The 19612-nt window shown below is 71.9% G+C and carries 18 protein-coding genes; 12 read left to right on the top strand and 6 right to left on the bottom strand.

What is annotated here, in order from left to right; all coding sequences use genetic code 11:
- The first annotated feature begins 220 nt into the window (after window positions 1-220).
- A complete protein-coding gene (locus H4J02_RS05270; RefSeq protein WP_187676044.1) occupies window positions 221-649 on the top strand; it encodes a PKD domain-containing protein in 429 nt (142 codons plus the stop codon).
- A gap of 104 nt (window positions 650-753) precedes the next feature.
- Window positions 754-2058: a nicotinate phosphoribosyltransferase gene (locus H4J02_RS05265; RefSeq protein ID WP_187676043.1), complete on the top strand. Its 1305-nt coding sequence runs from the start codon at window positions 754-756 to the stop codon at window positions 2056-2058.
- 75 nt (window positions 2059-2133) lie between these two features.
- On the opposite strand, the gene H4J02_RS05260 is transcribed toward H4J02_RS05265, so the two are convergent.
- Genes H4J02_RS05260 through H4J02_RS05250 form a run of 3 tightly spaced genes read right to left on the bottom strand, consistent with a single transcriptional unit; the run spans window position 2134 to window position 5295 of the window.
- Window positions 2134-2397 (bottom strand): DUF3039 domain-containing protein, encoded by a 264-nt coding sequence (locus tag H4J02_RS05260; RefSeq protein ID WP_187676042.1) that lies wholly within the window; start codon window positions 2395-2397, stop codon window positions 2134-2136.
- A gap of 46 nt (window positions 2398-2443) precedes the next feature.
- On the bottom strand, window positions 2444-4048 hold the full coding sequence (locus H4J02_RS05255; RefSeq protein ID WP_187676041.1) for a hypothetical protein: 1605 nt from the start codon (window positions 4046-4048) through the stop codon (window positions 2444-2446).
- Window positions 4024-5295 carry an ABC transporter ATP-binding protein gene (locus H4J02_RS05250; RefSeq protein ID WP_262406232.1) on the bottom strand — a complete coding sequence of 424 codons (1272 nt, stop codon included), beginning with the start codon at window positions 5293-5295 and terminating at the stop codon, window positions 4024-4026. The genes H4J02_RS05255 and H4J02_RS05250 overlap by 25 nt, the downstream gene beginning before the upstream one ends.
- A gap of 245 nt (window positions 5296-5540) precedes the next feature.
- Between H4J02_RS05250 and H4J02_RS05245 the strand changes: the two genes are divergently transcribed.
- From H4J02_RS05245 to H4J02_RS05225, 5 genes are all read left to right on the top strand, one after another.
- On the top strand, window positions 5541-6233 hold the full coding sequence (locus H4J02_RS05245) for an NTP transferase domain-containing protein (RefSeq protein ID WP_187676040.1): 693 nt from the start codon (window positions 5541-5543) through the stop codon (window positions 6231-6233).
- A gap of 147 nt (window positions 6234-6380) precedes the next feature.
- Window positions 6381-7196 (top strand): ABC transporter permease, encoded by an 816-nt coding sequence (locus H4J02_RS05240; protein WP_187676039.1) that lies wholly within the window; start codon window positions 6381-6383, stop codon window positions 7194-7196.
- Complete coding sequence (locus tag H4J02_RS05235) at window positions 7196-7975, top strand: ABC transporter ATP-binding protein (protein WP_187676038.1); 780 nt, start codon at window positions 7196-7198, stop codon at window positions 7973-7975. The genes H4J02_RS05240 and H4J02_RS05235 overlap by 1 nt, the downstream gene beginning before the upstream one ends.
- A 54-nt stretch (window positions 7976-8029) precedes the next feature.
- Complete coding sequence (locus H4J02_RS05230) at window positions 8030-9001, top strand: hypothetical protein (RefSeq protein ID WP_187676037.1); 972 nt, start codon at window positions 8030-8032, stop codon at window positions 8999-9001.
- Window positions 9002-9173: 172 nt separating this feature from the next.
- Complete coding sequence (locus H4J02_RS05225) at window positions 9174-9440, top strand: hypothetical protein (RefSeq protein ID WP_187676036.1); 267 nt, start codon at window positions 9174-9176, stop codon at window positions 9438-9440.
- A 7-nt stretch (window positions 9441-9447) separates the two neighbouring features.
- Here H4J02_RS05225 and H4J02_RS05220 read toward each other — a convergent pair whose 3' ends face one another.
- A complete protein-coding gene (locus tag H4J02_RS05220; RefSeq protein WP_187676035.1) occupies window positions 9448-10749 on the bottom strand; it encodes a CDP-glycerol glycerophosphotransferase family protein in 1302 nt (433 codons plus the stop codon).
- A gap of 161 nt (window positions 10750-10910) precedes the next feature.
- On the opposite strand from H4J02_RS05220, the gene H4J02_RS05215 reads away from it, so the two are divergent.
- Complete coding sequence (locus H4J02_RS05215; protein WP_187676034.1) at window positions 10911-11387, top strand: pyridoxamine 5'-phosphate oxidase family protein; 477 nt, start codon at window positions 10911-10913, stop codon at window positions 11385-11387.
- Between the two features lie 73 nt (window positions 11388-11460).
- Window positions 11461-14235: a CDP-glycerol glycerophosphotransferase family protein gene (locus tag H4J02_RS14005; RefSeq protein ID WP_262406231.1), complete on the top strand. Its 2775-nt coding sequence runs from the start codon at window positions 11461-11463 to the stop codon at window positions 14233-14235.
- 20 nt (window positions 14236-14255) lie between these two features.
- On the opposite strand, the gene H4J02_RS05200 is transcribed toward H4J02_RS14005, so the two are convergent.
- Window positions 14256-15302 (bottom strand): glycosyltransferase family 2 protein, encoded by a 1047-nt coding sequence (locus H4J02_RS05200; protein WP_187676033.1) that lies wholly within the window; start codon window positions 15300-15302, stop codon window positions 14256-14258.
- 130 nt (window positions 15303-15432) lie between these two features.
- Complete coding sequence (locus tag H4J02_RS05195) at window positions 15433-16911, bottom strand: S1C family serine protease (RefSeq protein WP_187676032.1); 1479 nt, start codon at window positions 16909-16911, stop codon at window positions 15433-15435.
- A gap of 107 nt (window positions 16912-17018) precedes the next feature.
- On the opposite strand from H4J02_RS05195, the gene H4J02_RS05190 reads away from it, so the two are divergent.
- The 3 genes from H4J02_RS05190 to H4J02_RS05180 all read left to right on the top strand — a co-directional run bounded on the left by H4J02_RS05190 (window position 17019) and on the right by H4J02_RS05180 (window position 19610).
- Window positions 17019-18230, top strand: a complete 1212-nt coding sequence (locus H4J02_RS05190) for an aminotransferase class I/II-fold pyridoxal phosphate-dependent enzyme (RefSeq protein WP_262406230.1) — start codon at window positions 17019-17021, stop codon at window positions 18228-18230.
- An 80-nt stretch (window positions 18231-18310) separates the two neighbouring features.
- Window positions 18311-18955, top strand: coding sequence for a TetR/AcrR family transcriptional regulator (locus H4J02_RS05185; RefSeq protein ID WP_187676031.1), 645 nt, complete (start codon window positions 18311-18313; stop codon window positions 18953-18955).
- Between the two features lie 55 nt (window positions 18956-19010).
- Window positions 19011-19610 (top strand): HdeD family acid-resistance protein, encoded by a 600-nt coding sequence (locus tag H4J02_RS05180; RefSeq protein ID WP_187676030.1) that lies wholly within the window; start codon window positions 19011-19013, stop codon window positions 19608-19610.
- Window positions 19611-19612: the final 2 nt, after the last annotated feature.

Below are 19612 nucleotides of genomic sequence, written 5' to 3'. Positions count from 1 at the left end.
CGAGGCAGTGCTCGATGCTGTGGTGAACGACGACGGGTCTGGGACGTCTGCCAGGAATGACGTCGGCGATGGCGCTTATGCCCCGCCCGGCGCTATCCAGGGCTCGATCTGCCCGCCGGGCCCCCGCATCGACGACTGCGACCCTCGCGACGGCTTCGACGTCGTGGTCATCACTCTCGCCGACATCGCCCGATTCCGGCCCACACCGGGGGTACAGCGTATGGAGCCGGACGGGTGGGTCGTCGTGGGGCTGCCGGCGAACATCTACTCGCTCGTCGACCGGGAGGTCGTGCCGGGTGAGCTGCTCGGGCAGTCGGCCGACGTGCGGTTCACGCCCATCTCGTGGCACTGGGATTACGGCGACGGCACGCGCGCGACACTCTTGACGAAAGGAGACACGTGGTCCGGCCTCGGGCTCCGCGAGTTCGACGCGACGCCGACGAGCCACGTCTACCGGGCGCCGGGGAACTACACGATCACCCTCAGCATCCGGTATCGCGCCGAGTACCGGATCGCGGGCGGCGCCTTCGTGCCCATCGCGGGCACGATCGTGCTGCCGGCCAACGAGCTGCACATCACCGCGGGCGGCGCGAAGACCGTGCTCGTGGACCGCGACTGCACCGTCGCGCCTCGCGGGCCGGGGTGTTGAGGCACCCGGGCGGTGGTCTCGAGACGCGACTGGCTGCGCCGGGCGCTCCTCGACCACTTCAGTAGGCGCCACCAGCGCACGACGCCCCGCCCTACGCTGGGCACATGACGTCGACGGCGCTGCTCACCGACCGATACGAGCTCACGATGGTCGACGCCGCCCTCCAGGCCGGCACCCACGACACCCCGTGCGTCTTCGAGCTGTTCGCCCGCCGACTCCCCACCGGCCGCCGCTACGGCGTCGTCGCCGGCACCGGTCGCCTGCTCGAAGCGATCGCCGACTTCCGCTTCGAACCCGACGAGCTCGCCTACCTCAAGCGCGAGAACGTCGTCTCCTCTGACACCCTCGACTGGCTCGAGGCCTACCGCTTCACCGGCGACATCCGCGGCTACCGTGAAGGCGAGCTCTACTTCCCCGGATCGCCGATCCTCGTCGTCGAGGCCGGCTTCGCCGAGGGCGTCGTGCTCGAGACCCTCGCCCTCTCGACGCTCAACTACGACTCCGCCGTCGCGAGCGCCGCGGCGCGTATGGTGTCCGCCGCCGAAGGACGCCCGCTCGCCGAGATGGGATCCCGCCGCACCGGAGAACGCTCCGCCGTCGCGGCCGCACGCGCGGCCTACATCGCCGGGTTCGCCGCCACCAGCAACCTCGAAGCCGGACGCACCTGGGGCATCCCGACCATGGGCACCGCCGCCCACGCGTTCACACTGCTCTTCCCCGACGAGGAGCAGGCGTTCCGCGCCCAGCTCGCCACCCTCGGCACCGACACGACCCTGCTCGTCGACACCTACGACATCCGCGCGGGCGTCGAGACCGCCATCCGCGCCGCCGGCCCCGAGCTCGGCGCCGTGCGCATCGACTCGGGCGACCTCGCCGTCGTCGTGCGCGAGGTGCGCGAGCAGCTCGACGCGCTCGGCGCCACCGGCACCCGCATCACCGTCACCAACGACCTCGACGAGCACGCGATCGCGGCGCTCGCATCCGCCCCCGTCGACTCGTACGGAGTCGGCACCGCGCTCGTCACCGGATCGGGAGCGCCCGCCGCCGGCATGGTCTACAAGCTCGTGTCGCGCCAGGATGCCGACGGCAGCTGGGTGGGCGTCGGCAAGACCTCCGCGGGCAAGTCGACCGTCGGCGGCCGCAAGCAGCCCATCCGGGGACTGCGCGACGGCGTTGCCGTCTCCGAGGACATCCACGTCGACGACCCACCCGTCGAGGCGCTCGACGCCTCAGTCGGCCGTGCGCTGCACGTGCCGCTCGTCGTCGACGGCGAGACGGCATCCGGGGCCCTCGGAGCCGAGGGTGTGCAGGCGGCGCGGGAGCACCACGCGTCGGCGGTGGCGGAGCTGCCGCGGAACGCGCTGCGGCTGTCGCGGGGCGACGCGGCGATCCCTACGCGGTACCTGTAGGGGGCTGCCCCGCACGGTGGTCTCGAAACGCGTCGCGCTGCGCGCGGCGCTCCTCGACCACCTGGGGTGACGCTGCTACTTGAGCAGGTCGTAGATCTTCTGGCACTCCGGGCACACGGGGAACTTCGACGGATCGCGTCCTGGGATCCACTTCTTGCCGCACAGCGCGCGCACCGGCTTGCCGGTGACCGCCGACTCGACGATCTTGTCCTTCTTCACGTAGTGCGCGAAGCGGTCGTGGTCACCGTCCTCCGTGAGCTCGCCCTCGAGGAGCTTCTCGAGCTCCCGGTCGAGCACGTCGGTGCCCCCGCCGATCCGATCCGCATCCAGCTCGCTCATCCGCCCAGATTACGACGGATCGCGGGCGCCTCGCCTGAACGTTCCCCTAGTTGCGCTGCGTGAACGCGAGCAACTCGGGGCCGCGCGCGTCGAAGGTGCGGCCGCCGGACCGCACGCCGACGAGGTACACGAGCACACCGCTCACGACGCCGACTGCGAGGGCCAGCCAGCCCCACGTGCCGCCGCGGACCCACCACATGATCGCGAGCGCGAACGTCGGCGCGGCGGCCAGCAGCACGAGCAGCACCGACATCCCCTGCGCCACGACGCCCTGATTGGTGGCCGCCTGCGGCGTCTCCCACGCCTGGTCGCCCGGGCGCGGCGCCGCGTACGGGAAGCGCGCCGAGTAGAGGTTGCCGACCCCGATGCCGCCGAGCAGCAACGCGACGCAGAACCCCGTCAGCGCGGGCGCGATCGCGATGTCGCCGTGGCCCCACACGGTCAGCGGGATGCCGATCGCGAGCAGCAGGAACCCGAGGATGAGCACGGGCACCGAGCGACCCCGGCGGTCGTCCGATCCGGCCGTCTGCGCCGCCACGTGCTGCCACACCGCGGTGTTGTCGTAGGCGACGTCGTTGTGCGTCGTCGACCACGCGAGCAGCACCGTCATGAGCGGCAGCGGAACGAGCACGGCCCACGCGAACGGTACGCCGCCGATCCACAGCGCGAGCAACGTCACCACGAGCACGAACGGCAGCACCTCGTACACGGCGCGGTAGCGCGGGTCGCGCAGCCAGTACGTCGCCGAGCGGGCCGCGATGGCACCGGATGCCGTGGCCGGGAAGTGGCGGAACCACCCGGGAACGCGCGTGCGGCGCGGGGCGGGGAGGCGGCGCGTGGGACGGAGCTTGACGGCGATGACCGCGAGCCACGCGAGCAGCAGGGCGAGCACGATGAGCGCCGAGAGGCCGAGGAGCTGCCAGGCGCTCGACGGGTCGCGCAGGGTCGTCGAGGCATGGCCTGGGGCCGCCCACAGCATCCCGAGGGGCGTTTCGGCGAGCACGTCGGGCACGGCGAGCAGGAAGTGGTTGAGCGGCCGCACGGCGCGCACCACGTCGAGCAGCGCGGGGACGCGCGGCGCGATGATCGCGAGCACCACGGCGCCGCCGAGCAGCAGCACGAGCACCGAGACGAAGTCGACCCACCCGGCGATCCGCGGATGCCGGCGCAGCGCCACGCCGAGCTCGCGCGCGAGCTGGATGGTGAGCAGCGTCTGCAGGAACAGCAGCGGCGCGGCGGCCCACGCGACCTGCACCGACGACGCATCCGGCCACGCGCGCACGGTCGCGAGCGCCATCGGCACGAGCAGGATGCCCGGGCCGATGAGCGTGTACGCGAGCATCGTGACACCCACACCCACCGAGCTGATCGGGTACCCGAGGAACGCGCGCGGCGACAGCACGACGCGGCGCACGGCCATGAGCGGGATGAGGATCGCGGCGAGCGTGAGCCACGATCCGACGACCGTGTTGGCGCGCATCGCGAAGGTGTCGTCCTGCAGGCTGCCGACCCACGCGGCACCCTGCCAGAGCAGCACGACGCCGACGATCGCCACGAGCAGGCCGACGACGATCGCGACGACCTGCAGGGGCGGCCGCCGGAATCCGTTCGCGAGGATCCGCAGCCTCAGTCGGAGAAGTTCTGCAACCACTCCATGCCCTCCACGGCCGCCTCGCCACCGGCGAGTTCCACGAACCGCTCCTCGAGGCTGCGCCCTTCGAGCACGTCGGCGAGCGGGCCGGATGCGAGCACCTGCCCGTCGGCGATGATCGCGATCGCGTCGCACACGCGCTCGGTGAGCTCCATGCTGTGGCTCGACAGGATGACGGTGCCGCCCGCCTGCGTGAACTTCGTCAGCACCTCGAGCACGACCGCCGTCGACACCGGGTCGACCGACTCGAACGGCTCGTCGAGCACGAGCAGGCGAGGCGCGTGGATCATCGCCGCGGCGATCGCGATCTTCTTCGTCATGCCGGCCGAGTAGTCGGAGACGAGACGGTGCAGCGAGTGGTCGAGACCGAAGGCGGCCGACAGGTCGGCCGAGCGCTGCGCGATCGTGGCGCGGTCGAGGCCGCGGAGCGCGCCCGCGTGGTGCAGGAACTCGGCACCCGTGAGCCGGTCGAACAGCCGCAGGCGGTCGGGCAGCACGCCGATCTTGCGCTTCGCGAGCGTCGCGTTGTGCCACACGTCGAGCCCGAACACCCGCACGACGCCCGCGTCGGGGCGCAGGAGGCCCGTGATCATCGACAGGGTCGTCGTCTTGCCGGCGCCGTTCGGGCCGACGATGCCGTAGAACGAGCCGGGCGCGACCTCGAGGTCGATGCCGTCGACCGCGGGGCGGTCGCCGAAGAACTTCGTGAGGCCCTGCACCGAGAGCGCCACCTCGAGGCCGGCGGGGGCGGACGCGGGCACCTCGGGTGCGACGGCGCGCACGGGCTTGCGCTTGGGGCGGGAGGGCTTGACGGGCACGTCGGTGGCGACGTCGGCCTCGGCGTCGGATGCGGCCTCGGCTTCGGATGCGACCTCCGGCTCCGGCTGCGGCTCCTCCTCCGTCGTCTCGGGCTCGACGACGGTCGCGGTCTCGGGGGTCTCCTCCTCGACGGGCGGCGGAGTGGCCTTCGTGCGCGACGAGCGGCCCTTCGACTTGGGTGCCGGCTTCTCGACGGGGGCGACGGTCTCGTCGACTGCCGCGTCGGGCGCGGCCGACTCGACCTCCGCCTCGCTCAGCGCCGCGGCATCCGCCTCGATCTCGAGGGCGACGGCGGCAGCCGGGCGGGGCGGGTCGACACGGGCCGCACCGGAGCGGGCACGCGACGCCGCGGAAGCCGAGCCGCGACGCGCGGAAGAGCCCGACGGGCGTCGGGCAGAAGTGGTGGGCGTGGTGGGCTCTGACTCCACCGGCCCACCGTATCAACACGGCGACCGCGGGACTGACGGCCCCTCGCAGATTCATCCCCGAGGAGGACTCGCGGCTCACGAGTGGAGTGAAACGGTTATCACGAAACGAGAACAAACGGTGAACTCCCCGTGACTTCCCAACCCCCGCCGATAAACTCTCACGAGCACAACGGCGTGTCCCGATACCGATGCGCGGGGCCCACAGCACCACGGAACCCCGCAGCACAGACCACTGAGGAGACCCCGTGACCACGCAGATCGTGATCCTTGCCGCAGGAATGGGCAGCCGCCTGGGCCGCTCGCTTCCGAAGCCGCTCACCGAGCTGAGCGACGGCCGCACGATCATGCAGCAGCAGTTCGACAACATCCACCAGGCGTTCGGACGCGACGTCAAGGTCACGATCGTCGTCGGCTACAAGCTCGAGCACATCATCGAGGCGTTCCCGCAGGCCGACTTCGTCTACAACGAGGCCTACGACCAGACCAACACCTCCAAGAGCCTCCTCCGCGCCCTCCAGGCGACCAAGGACGCGCCCGTGCTCTGGATGAACGGCGACGTCGTCTTCGACCCCGAGGCCCTCGTGCGCGCCGGCGACCTCGTCGCCCGCGACCAGAGCTTCGTCTCCGTCAACACCTCGAAGGTGTCCGACGAGGAGGTCAAGTACACGGTCGACGAGAGCGGCTACATCAAGCTGCTCTCCAAGACGGTGCGCGGCGGCCTCGGCGAGGCGGTCGGCATCAACTTCGTGTCGAGCCGCGACAAGGCCGCCCTCGTGCGCCAGCTGCAGCGCGTCGACGCCCAGGACTACTTCGAGCGCGGCATCGAGCTCGCGATCGAGCACGACGGCGTCCGTTTCCAGCCGGTCGACATCTCCGACCTCTACGCGGTCGAGATCGACTTCGCCGAAGACCTCGAGCGCGCGAATCTGTTTGTTTGAGCGCCGCGGTAATCCGCGGCGCCGGCCGTTTTCGGGCACGAGCGCGGTCGCGCCCGAAAACGACTGCCGATCGGGCGCGAGTGTCTCGAGAGTCGCGGCATCCGCACGTTAACCGGTTTCGTCGTTCGCATCGCCTAGATTGAGGCGGTGACCTCCGCCGCGCTGTCCCGACGCGACTGGTCGCCGTTCACTCGGTACCGGCGCTCGCTGTGGCTGCTGACGACGCGCGACCTCAAGGTGCGCTACTCCACGTCGTTCCTCGGCTACTTCTGGTCGATCCTCGACCCGCTCGCGATGAGCGCCATCTACTGGTTCGTCTTCACGCAGGTGTTCCAGCGCACCGTCGGCGCCGAGCCGTACATCGTCTTCCTCCTCACGGCCCTGCTGCCGTGGATGTGGTTCAACGGGGCCATCACGGATGCCACGCGCGCCTTCACGAAGGAGGCCAAGCTCATCCGCTCCACGACGATCCCCCGCACCATCTGGGTGGCGCGTCTCGTGCTGTCGAAGGGCATCGAGTTCGTGCTGAGCATCCCCGTCGTGATCGCGTTCGCCATCGCGACGACGTGGACCGCGAACCCCGCCCACTTCCACGTCGAGGCGCTGTGGTCGCTCCTCGCGGTCGTGCTGCAGGCGATCCTCACCGTCGGCATCGGGCTCATCGTCGCCCCGCTCGTCGTGTTCTTCCGCGACCTCGAGCGCGCCGTGAAGCTCGTGCTGCGCTTCCTCTTCTACGCCTCGCCGATCATCTACGGCCTCAAGGATCTCGAGGCGATCGGCCTCGAGTTCTGGGGCTCGCTCAACCCGCTCGCCGGCATCTTCACCCTCTACCGTGCGGCGTTCTTCCCCGAGCAGCTCGACTGGTTCGCGGTCGCCGTGAGCGCCGGCATGAGCGTGCTCGCGTTCGTCATCGGCCTCGCCGTCTACCAGCGCACGATCCGCACCGTGCTGAAGGAGATCTGATGGCCGAGGTCACCCAAGCCCCCACGAGGCCGGGAACGGATGCCGCTCCCGTCATCTCGGTGCGGGAGGCCGGCATCCGCTTCAAACGCAATCGCTCGTCGCGCCGCAGCTTCAAGGACCTCTTCGCGGGCCGCAACCGCCGCACGCGGCCCGGCGAGTTCTGGGCGCTGCGCGACGTGAGCTTCGACGTCATGCCGGGCGAGGCGATCGGCGTCGTCGGCCGCAACGGCCAGGGCAAGTCGACGCTGCTCAAGCTCGTCGCGCAGGTGGTCTACCCCGACGAGGGGCGCGTGTCGGTCGACGCGGGCGTCGCGCCGCTCATCGAGATCACGGGCGGCTTCGTCAACGACCTCTCGGTGCGCGACAACGTCTACCTGACGGCGGGCCTGCACGGCATGACGAAGCGCGAGATCGATGAGCGCTTCGACGAGATCATCGAGTTCGCCGAGATCGCGGACTTCGTCGACACCCCCTACAAGCACCTCTCGAGCGGCATGAAGGTGCGCATCGCGTTCGCCGTCATCTCGCGGCTGGAGGAGCCCGTCATCCTCGTCGACGAGGTGCTCGCGGTGGGCGACAAGGCGTTCCGCGAGAAGTGCTACACGCGCATCGAGGAGCTGCTCGCGGGCGGTCGCACGCTGTTCTTCGTCTCGCACAGCGAGCGCGACCTCCTTCGGTTCTGCAAGCGCGGCCTCTACCTCGACAAGGGCGCCCTCGTGCTCGACGCCTCCATCCGCGAGGTCGTCGACCGCTACAACGCCGACTACGGCAACCGCTGAGACGTCGGGCGCGATCCCAGGATCGCGCCGCTCGCGTCGCGTACCGTGGGAGGCATGCAGGTCCCGGCCGATGACGCCTCACCCCGCGACGCGGCGGGGGGCGAGCTCGTGCCCGTCACGCCCTCCGTGCTGCCTGCCGACTCCGTGCTGCCGGGCGACCTCGGTGCGCCCGTCGCGGACGACGGCCAGACGGGCGCGTCGGATGCCGTGAGCCTCTCGCGCATCGACGCGATCCTCGACCGGGTCATGTCGGTGCACCGGCCGGCCGTCCTCGCGCATCTGCGCGGCATCCGCTCCAAGTACCCGGATGCGACTCCCGAGCAGGTGCTGCGCGTGCTCGAGCGGCGCTACCTGACGACCGTCACGACGAGCGGTGCCGGGGTGGGCGTCGCCGCTGCCGTACCCGCCGTCGGCACGGGTGCGGCTCTCGCGCTCTCGGGTGCGGAGACGGTGCTGTTCCTCGAGTCGACGGCGCTCTTCGCGCAGTCGGTCGCCGAGCTGCACGGCATCCCCGTCGAGGATCCCGACCGCGGGCGCGCCCTCGTGCTCGCGATGGTCGTCGGTGGGCCGTCGCAGGAGCTCATCATGCAGTTCACCGGCCAGGCGACCGGCCGCGGCCCCGCGAAACCCGAGTTCTGGGGAACGCTCATCGCGAAGAACCTGCCGCGCACCGCAGTCGCACAGTTCATGGACCGCGTGCGCAAGGTGTACCTGCCGCGCATGATGGCATCCGCGGGCGGCGGGATCGTCGGGCGTGTGCTGCCGTTCGGCGTCGGCGCGGTCGTGGGCGGCGCAGCGAACCAGATCCTCGGACGACGCGTCGTGAAGACGGCGCGCACGGCGTTCGGGCCGCCCCCTGCCGCGTTCCCCGTGAGCACGCAGCCGAAGGTCGTCGCCCCGGGCCCGCGCGCCTCGCGCCGCGCCGAGCGAGCCGTCGCGGCGGGCGAGCGCCGCGCACTCCGCGCCGCGAAGCGCAGCAGCCCGCCCCCGCCCCCCGCATCCCCACCACCGCCACCGCCCGCCTGAGCACCCCGCGCCCCGTCGTCCCCCGCTGAGTGGTCGGTTTCCGGTCTCATTCGGCCCGTATAGAGCGAGAAACCGACCGGTCAGTGAGAGATGGGTCGTGCACAGGGGCGGATGCGGCGAGTTATCCCTCGAAAGGGTGTTCGGGTCCGGGGTGGGTTCTAGCGTGCGCGGCATGGAGCCGTATCGCATCCCGTTCGCGTTCGACCGTCGAGACGCCCCGCGCTACGTGCTGCGCAACCGCGGCGTCGAGACCGTGCGCGGCGTGACGGCGACCCTGCTCGGCAGCGGCGTCATGCCCGCGGGCCACCCCCGCGCGCTCGCACCCGGCGACGAGCTCGCGTTCGTCATCCGCGACGACGACCTCGCGCGCAACGCGACCCTCGTCATCCGCTGGCTGCGCCCGACGGGCGAGGAGTACCTGTGGCGCGTCGCGTTCTAGCCGTCGATCAGTCGCCCGAGGCGGGCATGCCCTCGTCGTCCTCGTCGTCGTCGAACGGGTCGGATTCGGATGTGCGGGGGTCGCCCGCGTGGAGCGCCGCGTAGCGATCCCACTCGGCGATGAGCTTCTCGACGGCCGCGTGGAAGCGTTCGGTCGCGGCACCCGGGCTCGTGTCGCCGAAGTGGTGCTGCGACCAATGGGCGAGCGTCTCGCGCGCCTTCGGGTCGTTGAGGGCGCGGTCGACCGCGGCGAGCACGTTCGGGGCGTCGGCCGCCGTCAGCCACTCAGCCGCGCCGAGGTAGCCCTGCTCGTCGACCTCGGCATCCGGCGACACGGGACGCGTCACGAGAATGGGCTTGCCGACCGCGAGACGGTCGTAGACCATCGCCGAGATGTCGGTGATGGCGACGTCGGCGTCGGCGAGCTGCCAGCCGAGCTGCGGCCCGTCGTCGAACACGTGGTGGGCATCGGGGTCGGCGGCGTTCGCGGCCGCGATCGCGGCGATGATGCGCTGGTTCGCCTCGCGGTACTCGCGGTCGATGACGCCCGAGCGCGGATGCGGCCGGTACACGAGCCGGTGCGCGGGCGACGCGAGCACGGCATCCGCGAGCGCGACGCCGTGCGATGCGATCGAGCCGTAGGCGGCGGCGGGGCGGTCGCCCTCCCACGTGGGCGCGTAGAGCACGACCGTGCGGCCGTCTTTCGGGTAGGGCACCTCGCCCGCGAAGTGGTCGGCCTGCGGGCGACCGATGGGGATGGCCTTCGTGGCGACGTCGTAGCCCCACAGCTTCGCCGAGAGGCGGTCGATGGCGGCCTGACCGGCGACCAGGGCGTAGTCGTACGCCTTGAACTGGTTCGTGGTCATGTACATCTTGTCGGACTCGCCGTGGTTGATGAACACGTGCCACATGCGCCCGTACCGGAACATCTGGAAGTTCTTCATGTTCTGATTGACGTAGAACACGATGCGCACGTCGTGCCGGCCGACGAAGGCCTCGAGGTCGGTCACGCGGCGGCAGTAGACGACGGGAACGGGAGCCTCGTCCTTGAGGGTGAGCGTCGCGCCGGGGCTGCGCGTGAGGATCGTCACGGGGTGCGTCTTCGCGAGCTCGGCGAGCGGCCCGTACCACTGCCGGATCTGATAGAGGTTCACGCGGGTGTCGGCGAAGTACACAGCGATCTGCACCTCGCGCGGCTCGCCCGTGCCCTCGGTCTCGATGCGGTGCGCGAGCTCGCGACGCGTCGTGCGCGACCGCAGCGCGTTGGTCAGAACCTTCCGCGCGGCCTTCAGGTCGCTCGCGATGCCCATGCGTGGTCCTCCCCCGTCAGCAGGCGCCGGGGCGCCCGAACAATTACACCAGGCGACCCTGGGGGCGACGGCCCGCGAGCGGGCATCGTTACCGATCGGTTGCCGCAGCGCGGGACCTTCGGCACTCCCCGGCCGCCCGCGGCATCCGATCGGATGAGAGCATGGCCACCTCTCCGATCACCCGTCTGACCGATGACCAGTGCTGGGCTCTGCTCGAACGCGAGCGCTTCGGGCGCCTCGCCACGAACGCGCTCGGCGTCATGGACATCACCCCGATCAACTACCTCGCCTGGGACCGCACGATCCTGCTGCGCACGGCGCCCGGCTCGAAGCTGCTCGAGTTGACCGTCAACCCGGATGTGGCCTTCGAGATCGACGGACGCGAGCCGGGGTTCGCGTGGAGCGTCGTGCTCAAGGGCAAGGCCCGCATGATCACCAGCCCGGTCGAGATCGCCGAGGCCGAGCGCGCGGGTCTGCGCAACCAGCTGAACACCGAGAAGCCCATCTGGGTGCGCATCGAGCCGACGCAGGTCTCGGGTCGCCACTTCGTGCTCACGGAGCAGCCGACCACTCCCCCGCCACCCCCGCCCTCGGCCGCCTACGCCGACGCGCCGGGCCCCCGCACCTACACGATCTGACGCGTCGGCGGGCGCGGCGCGGCGCGTCGGGACATGCCCCGCACCCGGGGGTGCGCGTGACAGAATCGTGCCGATGCCTGCGACCTTCACCTTCGGCGCGGGCAACGCCCGAAAGCTGCTCCGCCTGCCGCTCTACGCCCTCGGCGCGCTTGCCGCGTTGCTCGTGCCCCGCACCGCTCGGGTGTGGGTGTTCGGATGCGGCATCGGGCTCGCGGAGGGCGCGCTGCCGCTCTACCGCCTGGCGCGCGAGACGCTCGACGAGCGCACGCGGCTCGTGTGGCTCGCGACCACGGATGCCGAGCTCGCCGAGGCGACCTCGCGCGGCCTCGACGCGGTCGCGAAGGGCTCGTGGCGCGGCTTCTGGTTGACGCTGCGCGCCCGTGTCGTCGTCGTCACGCACGGCTTCGGCGACGTCAACCGCTACGCGACGAGCGGCGCGTTCGTCGTGCAGCTGTGGCACGGCATCCCGCTCAAGAAGCTGCACCTCGACTCCCCCGCGACGCTCAAGATCCGCGGCGTGCCCGACCACCGCTACGTGCGCGCGCTGCTCGCGCGGGCGTACCGCTTCGCGGGGCGCGGCATCGACCTGTTCCCGGTCGCGTCGGAGCTCGTGGCGCCCCGCATCGCGAGCGCGTTCGGGGTGCGCCCCGACCGCATCCCGGCGATCGGCGACATCCGCGACGACGCGCTGCTCGGCCGCGACCCCGCCGAGGTGCGCGCCGATGCGCGCATGCTGCTCGCGGATGCCGCGGGCCCGATCGACGATGCCGCGCGCGTCGTGCTCTACGCCCCCACGTGGCGCGACGGCGCCCCCGACCCGGGTGCGCCGACGGGCGAGGAGTGGGCGATGATCGCCCGCTGGCTCGAGGCGCGCGACGCCGTGCTGCTCGTGCGCGCGCATCCGCTCGGCCTCGGCGACTACGCGGCGGGTCCCGCGGTCTCCGACCGCATCCGCATGCTCGGAAACAACCGGCTCGTCGACGTCACCCCCGCGCTCGCGGGCGTCGACGCGCTCGTGACCGACTACTCGTCGATCGCCTACGACTACGCCCTCACCGACGGCCCCGTCGTGTTCTTCGCCCCCGACGTCGAGCTCTACGCGCGCAAGCGCGGCCTCTACGAGAACTACCGTGTCTTCAGCGACGACCGCTACGTCAACCGCTGGCAGCACGTGCTCGAGCACCTCGACGCGGCCGGCACCGACACCGAGCTCGGCCGCAGCATCGCACACCACACGGTGTGGCTGCGCGAGGAGCATGTCGACCGGCTCGATGGCCGCAGCGCCGAGCGCGTGCTCGCGGAGATCCTCGCGCGCACGGGCACGCCGTCGGAGGCGCACGTGCCCGACGGTCGACTGCCCCGCGCGCGCGTCGTGGAGGCGCACTTCGAGGATGCGGCCGACGGCCCGGCGCTGCGTCTCACGATCGCCGACCCCACGCGGCCCGTCGCGGCGGTGCGGCTCGAGGGCTCGCGGGCGCGCGTCGACGCGCCCGTCGAGGCGGGCGGGAGCCTCAGCGTGCTGCTGCCCCTCCTCGCGGAACGCTGGGGCTCGTCCGAGCTCGCGCTCCCCTCGGGCGAGTACCGCGTGTTCCTCGAGGGCGAGGTCCCGACGAGCCGCCTGCACGTCGACACCGAGCTGCCGGGGCGCCTCGCGCATCCGCTCTTCCACGCCGAGCTGGGGGCGGAGGCCGGCGGGCTCGTGCTGCGCGTGTCGGCGCCGCTCGCCGACGACGAGCGCGGCCCGCGTGCGCAGCGCCGACTCGAGCGCGCGTACCGCCGCTCGGCGCCGACGCCCGAGGACGCCGTCTTCCTCGAGAGCTTCTACGGGCAGTCGGCCTCCGACAACCCGCTCGGCATCGCGCGCACGCTGCGCCGGATGCGGCCCGACGTCGCGCGGTACTGGAGCGTCGTCGACGGCTCGGTCGCGATTCCTGAGGGCGACATCCGCCTCATCGAGGGAAGCCGCGAGTGGTGGCGCGTGCGGGCCGCCGCGCGCGTGCTCGTCGTCAACGACTGGCTGCGCAAGCGCTACCGCAAGCGCCCGCATCAGCACGTGCTGCAGACGTGGCACGGCACGATGCTCAAGCGCCTCGGCCTCGACCGCCCGAACGTCGGGCTCCGCACGCGCATCGCCGTCAAGCGCGAGAGCGACCGCTGGGACGCGCTGCTCGCACAGAACGCCTACAGCGCGCGCATCTTCCGCTCCGCGTACGCGTTCACGCGCGGCACGTGGGACGAGGGCTATCCCCGCAACGACCGCCTCGTCTCGGGCGCCGACGCCGACTCCATCCGCCGCGCGGTGGGCATCCCCGACGACGCGCGCGTCGTGCTCTACGCGCCCACCTGGCGCGACGACCGCACCGAGATGGTCGACTACCTCGACCTCACGAGCTTCGCGCGCGAGCTCGGCCCCGACCACGTGCTGCTCGTGCGGGGCCACTCGCGCACCCTGCGCTACGGGCGCGACCTCGAGGCCGACGGGCTCATCGACGTCACGAGCTACCCGAACGTCGCCGACCTGCTCGAGGTCTCGGACGTCCTCGTGACCGACTACTCCTCGGTCATGTTCGACTTCTCGGCCACGGGTCGGCCGATCGTGTTCTTCACGCCCGACCTCGCCCACTACAGCTCCGACCTGCGCGGGTTCTACTTCGATCTGCTCGCCGAGGCTCCCGGGCCCGTCGTGCGCACGCGCGAGGAGCTGCTCGACGCGATCGCGGATGCCGAGGTCGCGCGGGCGCGGTACCGCCAGCAGGCGACGCGGTGGCGCGAGCGGTTCACGCCCCTCGACGACGGCGACGCGGGACGCCGCCTCGTGCAGCGCATGATCGACGCGGGCTGGCTGTAGCCCGAGGCTCGGTCGCAGGCTCAGGACTCCGTGCGCGACGTGTCGACGGCGTCGCCCGCGCCGCGCGTGACGCCGACGATGAAGCCCGAGCCCCAGCTCACGTGCATGACGGCGATCGCGTAGGCGACGCGCAGCCGGTCGAGCAGCCCGCCCTGCGAGCGGAGCGCCGCGAAGGCGAGCAGCGCGAGGTAGAGCACGGGCCCGAGATAGACGAGCGCGAGGACCCAGGCGACCCAGCCCGAGACGAGGCCCGTGAGCAGGAGGGGCGCAGCGATGACGCACAGCACGAGGTCGAGCACGAAGAGCGGCGGGGCGAAGTAGCGCAGCGAGTTGCGGCCGCCGAGGCGCCGCACGAGCTCCCCGCGCCACACTCCTGTCGCCCAGAACTGGCGGGTCAGGGCGCCCCACGTCGACCGAGGCCAGTAGCGCACCTGCAGTGCGGGGTCGAACCACACGAGGTGGCCCTGGCTGCGCAGACGGAAGTTGAGCTCCCAGTCCTCGCCGCGGCGGAGGCTGCCGTCGTAGCCGCCGATCTCGCGCAGCACCGCGGCATCCATGACCCCGAGATACGCCGACTCGGCCGGACCCTCTTCGACGGCGTCGTCGTCGTGGTAGCTCGCCCCGCCGAGGCCGAAGCGGCTGTTGTAGGCCCGCGCGATCGCGGCCTGCACGCCCGGCTTGCCGACCGCCGCCATGACTCCGCCGACGCTCGCCGCCCCCGTGCGCGCGAGCGTCTCCACGCCGCGGGCCGTGTAGTCGGGCGCGAGCTCGGTGTGCGCGTCGACGCGCACGATCACGGGATAGCGGGCCGCCTCGATCGCGAGGTTGAGCCCGATCGGGATGTCCATCCCCGGGTTCTCGACGATGCGGATGCGGGGGTCGGCGGCGACGAGCCCGGCCACGACATCCGCTGTGCCGTCGGTCGACGGGCCGAGCGCGAGGATCACCTCGACGGGGCCGTCGTACTCCTGGCGGAGCACCGAGCCGACGGCGTCCGCGATGTACGCGACCTCGTTGAGCACCGGCATGACGTACGAGACGCCGGGCGCCGGGTCCGGCAGTGCCATGCGTCCTCCTGTGTCCGCGGATGCGGCTCGGTCGAGCCTAGCAACGCGGGGTGTCACGGCAGCGCGCGACGGGCCCCCGCCGAGCGCCCCGGAGGAACGGGGAGGGCGCAGCGGGGGCCCGCGGTGCGTGTCAGAGCTGGAGCTCGCCGAGGGTCACGTCGACGGTGCGCTCGGCGCCGCCGCGCTGGTAGACGAGCTCGGCATCCGCACCCGCCGCGAGGGCGCGCACCTGGGCCGTGAGGTCGGTGCTGCTCGTGATCGCGGTGCCGTTGAAGCGCGTCACGACGTCGCCCTCTTTGAGACCGGCCTTGTCGGCGGCGCCGCCGGGGGTGACGTCCTGGATCACGGCGCCCACGACGTCCGACTCGGCCGAGGTGGCAGTGCTGACGGTCGCGCCGAGCAGGCCGTGCGTGGCCTCGCCGTTCTCGATGATCTCCTCGGCGACGCGCTTCGCGAGCGACGACGGGATCGCGAACCCGACGCCGATCGAGCCGCTCTGGCTGCTCGACAGGGACCCCCCGGTGGAGGCGATCGCGACGTTGATGCCGACGAGCTGGCCCGTGTCGTTGAGCAGCGCGCCGCCCGAGTTGCCGGGGTTGATGGCCGCGTCGGTCTGGATGACGGGCAGCGAGATCGTCGACGACTGCTGGCGCTGCTGCGGCTCGCCGTCGCCGCCTTCCGGGTCGAAGTTCCAGAAGTCGAACGGGCCCTGGCCGCCGTTCTGACGGTCGTCGGGGGTCGCGTCGTCGTCGCCCGAGTCGGGCACGGCCGACGACTGGATCTGGATGCTGCGGCCGAGCGCGCTCACGATGCCGTCGGTGACGGTGTTCGAGAGGCCGAGCGGCGCGCCGATCGCGACGACCTGGTCGCCGACGTCGAGCTTCGTGGAGTCGCCCCACTCGACGGCGGTGAGCCCGGATGCGCCCTGCAGCTTGATGACGGCGAGGTCGACGAGCGGGTCGAGGCCCACGACCTTCGCGGGGAAGATGCGACCGTCGGCGGTCGTGACCTCGATCGTGCCGTCGGCGGAGGCTCCGTCGAGGGTCACGACGTGGGTGTTGGTGAGCACGTAGCCGTCGGAGCTGAGGATGACGCCCGAGCCCGAGCCGCCCGAGCTGCTCGACGAGACGCGGATCGTGACGACCGAGTCGAGGGCCTTCGCGGCGACGGCGGTGACGACGTCGGCGCCGTCGGGGTTGTTGACCGTGATGGTCTGCGGCTGCGACTGGCCCTGCGACTGCTCGGCCTGCTGGCTCGTGATGGCCCACGCCGCGACGCCCGCACCCGCTCCGCCGCCGAGGAGGGCGGCGACGATCGCGGCCGCGATGACGGGCACGGCGACCGAGCGCTGGCGCTTCGGCGCGTCTGCGGCGGGGGAGGGCTGCGCCGCCGAACCGCCGAGGCTCGGCGGCACCTGGCCGGATGCGGGGGCGGCGGACGCGGCGGGGGTGCCGGGAAGCGGCACGAAGGGCTCCGTGGGGGCGGTCTCCGCGGGGGCGGACGCCGCAGCGACGGGAGCGGGCTCGACGGGCGCGGCGGCCGGCTGCTCGGGGGCGGCAGGCTCGGTGGCTTCGGGGGTGGTGTTCTCAGACGACTCGAGGTCGGACATGGGGGCGCTCCTTTCACGCAGTCGCCAGCGTGAGGTGCCAAGCTGAACGATCCCTATGCTCGGCCTTCGAGCCTACTTCGCCTGTGCATCCCGGTTCCGGGTAGCGTGTGCGGGTGACCGACGCACCCTGGAGGCGAGCCGCGCGCGGAGCCCTGCTGATCGGCCCGGACGGCGTCGCGCGGCCCACCATCTTCGCCGAGATGTCGGCCCTCGCGGCGGCGACCGGCGCCCTCAACCTCGGCCAGGGCTTCCCCGACGAGGACGGCCCCGCCGAGATCCTCGAGGCGGCGCGCGACGCGATCGCGGCGGGCGTCAACCAGTACCCGCCGGGACTCGGGATGCCCGTGCTGCGCGAGGCGATCGCCCGTCACCAGAAGCGCTTCTACGGGCTCGACGTCGACCCCGAGCGCGAGGTGCTCGTGACCGCGGGCGCGACCGAGGCCCTCGCCGCGACGCTCCTCGCGTTCGTCGAGCCGGGCGACGAGGTCGTGACCCTCGAGCCCGTCTACGACTCCTATGGCGCCATCATCGCCCTCGCGGGCGGACGCCACGTGCCCGTGCCGCTCACCGCCCCCGACTTCCTGCCCGACCCCGACGCCTTGCGCGCCGCCGTCACCGATCGCACGCGCATCATCCTGCTCAACACGCCCCACAACCCGACGGGCGCGATGCTCGACACCGGGCTGCTCGACCTCGCGATCGAGCTCGCACACCGGCACGACGCCCTCGTCGTGACCGACGAGGTCTACGAGCACCTCGTGTTCGACGGACGGGCGCACGTGCCCGCCGCGACCCGGCCCGGGGCCGCGGGCCGGGTCATCACGATCTCGAGTGCCGGCAAGACCTTTTCGACGACGGGATGGAAGATCGGCTGGCTCACGGCGTCGCCCGAGCTGCGGGATGCCGTGCTCGCCGTGAAGCAGTTCCTCACCTACGTGGGCGGCGCGCCCTTCCAGCCCGCCGTCGCGACGGGGCTCGACCTCCCCGACGCGTTCTTCCACGACGCGGCCGCGACGCTCGAGGCCAAGCGCGACCTACTGTCGGACGGGCTCCGCGCGGCCGGCTTCGAGGTCAGCCGCCCGTCGGGCTCCTACTTCGTGATCGCGGATGCCGCGCCGCTCGGGGTGGACGACGCCGAGCAGCTGTGCCGTCGGCTCCCCGAGCTCGCGGGCGTCGTCGGCATTCCCCTCACCGCCTTCGTGCACCCCGACCGGCGTGCGCCGTACCGGTCCCTTGTGCGGTTCGCGTTCTGCAAGCGCGTCGAGGTGCTGCGGGAGGCGGCCGAGCGGCTCGCGGGTGCCGACATCCGTCCCGCCTGAGGACGCGCCCCCGAAGGGGGTGCACGTTGCGGCATGAGGCCCCCTTAGGCTTGCCTCACACCACACTCGATCGGCAGCGAATGGACACCACCACTCCCACCGCCGAGCAGATCCTCGACGCGGCCTCCGCAATCGTGATCGGCGACGGCGTCGAAACGCTCCGCTACACCACCCTCGCCCAACGTCTCGGGACGGATGTCGACGCCGTCAGGCGCGTCTACCCCGTCTTCGAGGACCTCCTCGCCGCGCTCTTCACGCGCGAGGCGCAGGAGCTGCTGCACGGGGTCGTCGACAACGTCGAACGCGACCCGCGCGGCGGCCTCCCCTCACGCATCTTCGGCTACGCGCTCGTGGCCGTTTTCGAGCATCCGTTCGCGCGAGCGCTCTACATCGACGACCCGGCGGGCCTCAACCGTGTCATGCGGTCGATCGACGGCGTCGCCGCGGTGCCCGACCTCACCGTGCACCCCGAGCTGCTCCCCGCGTTGCAGGACGCCGGGATGGTGCGCGAGGACGCCGACCCGCACGCGGTGGCCGCCGTCATCAGCGTCATGGGCTCGGGGGTCGCCATGTCGGCGCCCGGCCAGCTCATCGACGTCGTCGCCGACGGGCTCAAGATGCTGCTCGAGCGCGCCGTCGACGCGGATGTGGACGACACGACCCCCGGCAAGCAGATCTTCGCGCGGTACGCCGAGAGGGTGGCCGTCAACGGGCCGCGTCGCTAGGCTCTGCCTCGTCGACGGGCCACCGCGACCCGCCGGGGATCGAAGGAGAACCGCCATGTCGAACGATGCGGCCCTCGGGGCCGACAGCAGTCTCATCAGGTCCGTGTGGTGGCTCGTGCTGCTGCGCGGCGTCTTCGCCATCATCCTGGGCGTCCTCGCCTTCGTGTGGCCCGTCGCGACCGCCGTCGCGTTCGTGTGGGTGTGGGGCGTCTACGCCCTCGTCGACGGCGTGTTCACGATCGGCCACGCCATCTCGGTGCGGCGCACCGACTCCAAGTGGGTGTGGCTGCTCGCGATCGGCGCCGTCGGCGTCATCGCGGGCCTCGTCGCGATGATCTTCCCCGCCGCGGCGGGCGCGCTCGCACTGCTCGTGCTGCTCTGGACGATCGCGATCTGGGCCATCGTCGACGGCATCTTCGGCATCCCGGCCGCCGCCTCGCTCGCGAGCGGCTCGGCGAAGACCCTCGGGATCGTGTTCTCGGTCGTGACGATCCTCTTCGGCGTCCTGCTCGCGATCCTGCTGTTCGTGACGCCCGTGTCGGCCCTCATCGGCCTCATCTTCATGCTCGGCTGGTACGCGGTGATCGCGGGCGTCGTGCTCGTCGTCATCGCGATCCGCGCGCGCACCTCGGGCAAGACGGAGGTCGCCGTCTAGCG

Source organism: Protaetiibacter sp. SSC-01 (genome assembly GCF_014483895.1).
Taxonomy (GTDB): domain Bacteria; phylum Actinomycetota; class Actinomycetes; order Actinomycetales; family Microbacteriaceae; genus Homoserinibacter.
This window is presented reverse-complemented; position numbering and strand designations above follow the sequence as displayed.

Bases quoted from the DNA above. Each gene is read 5' to 3' on its own strand.
- H4J02_RS05200 (WP_187676033.1), bottom strand. From the start codon at position 15,302: ATGGCACTGCCGGACCCGGCGCCCGGCGTCTCGTACGTCATGCCGGTG.
- H4J02_RS05235 (WP_187676038.1), top strand. From the start codon at position 7,196: ATGGCCGAGGTCACCCAAGCCCCCACGAGGCCGGGAACGGATGCCGCT.
- H4J02_RS05185 (WP_187676031.1), top strand. From the start codon at position 18,311: ATGGACACCACCACTCCCACCGCCGAGCAGATCCTCGACGCGGCCTCC.
- H4J02_RS05180 (WP_187676030.1), top strand. From the start codon at position 19,011: ATGTCGAACGATGCGGCCCTCGGGGCCGACAGCAGTCTCATCAGGTCC.
- H4J02_RS05225 (WP_187676036.1), top strand. From the start codon at position 9,174: ATGGAGCCGTATCGCATCCCGTTCGCGTTCGACCGTCGAGACGCCCCG.
- H4J02_RS14005 (WP_262406231.1), top strand. From the start codon at position 11,461: ATGCCTGCGACCTTCACCTTCGGCGCGGGCAACGCCCGAAAGCTGCTC.
- H4J02_RS05260 (WP_187676042.1), bottom strand. From the start codon at position 2,397: ATGAGCGAGCTGGATGCGGATCGGATCGGCGGGGGCACCGACGTGCTC.
- H4J02_RS05215 (WP_187676034.1), top strand. From the start codon at position 10,911: ATGGCCACCTCTCCGATCACCCGTCTGACCGATGACCAGTGCTGGGCT.
- H4J02_RS05265 (WP_187676043.1), top strand. From the start codon at position 754: ATGACGTCGACGGCGCTGCTCACCGACCGATACGAGCTCACGATGGTC.
- H4J02_RS05195 (WP_187676032.1), bottom strand. From the start codon at position 16,911: ATGTCCGACCTCGAGTCGTCTGAGAACACCACCCCCGAAGCCACCGAG.
- H4J02_RS05270 (WP_187676044.1), top strand. From the start codon at position 221: ATGGAGCCGGACGGGTGGGTCGTCGTGGGGCTGCCGGCGAACATCTAC.
- H4J02_RS05220 (WP_187676035.1), bottom strand. From the start codon at position 10,749: ATGGGCATCGCGAGCGACCTGAAGGCCGCGCGGAAGGTTCTGACCAAC.
- H4J02_RS05230 (WP_187676037.1), top strand. From the start codon at position 8,030: ATGCAGGTCCCGGCCGATGACGCCTCACCCCGCGACGCGGCGGGGGGC.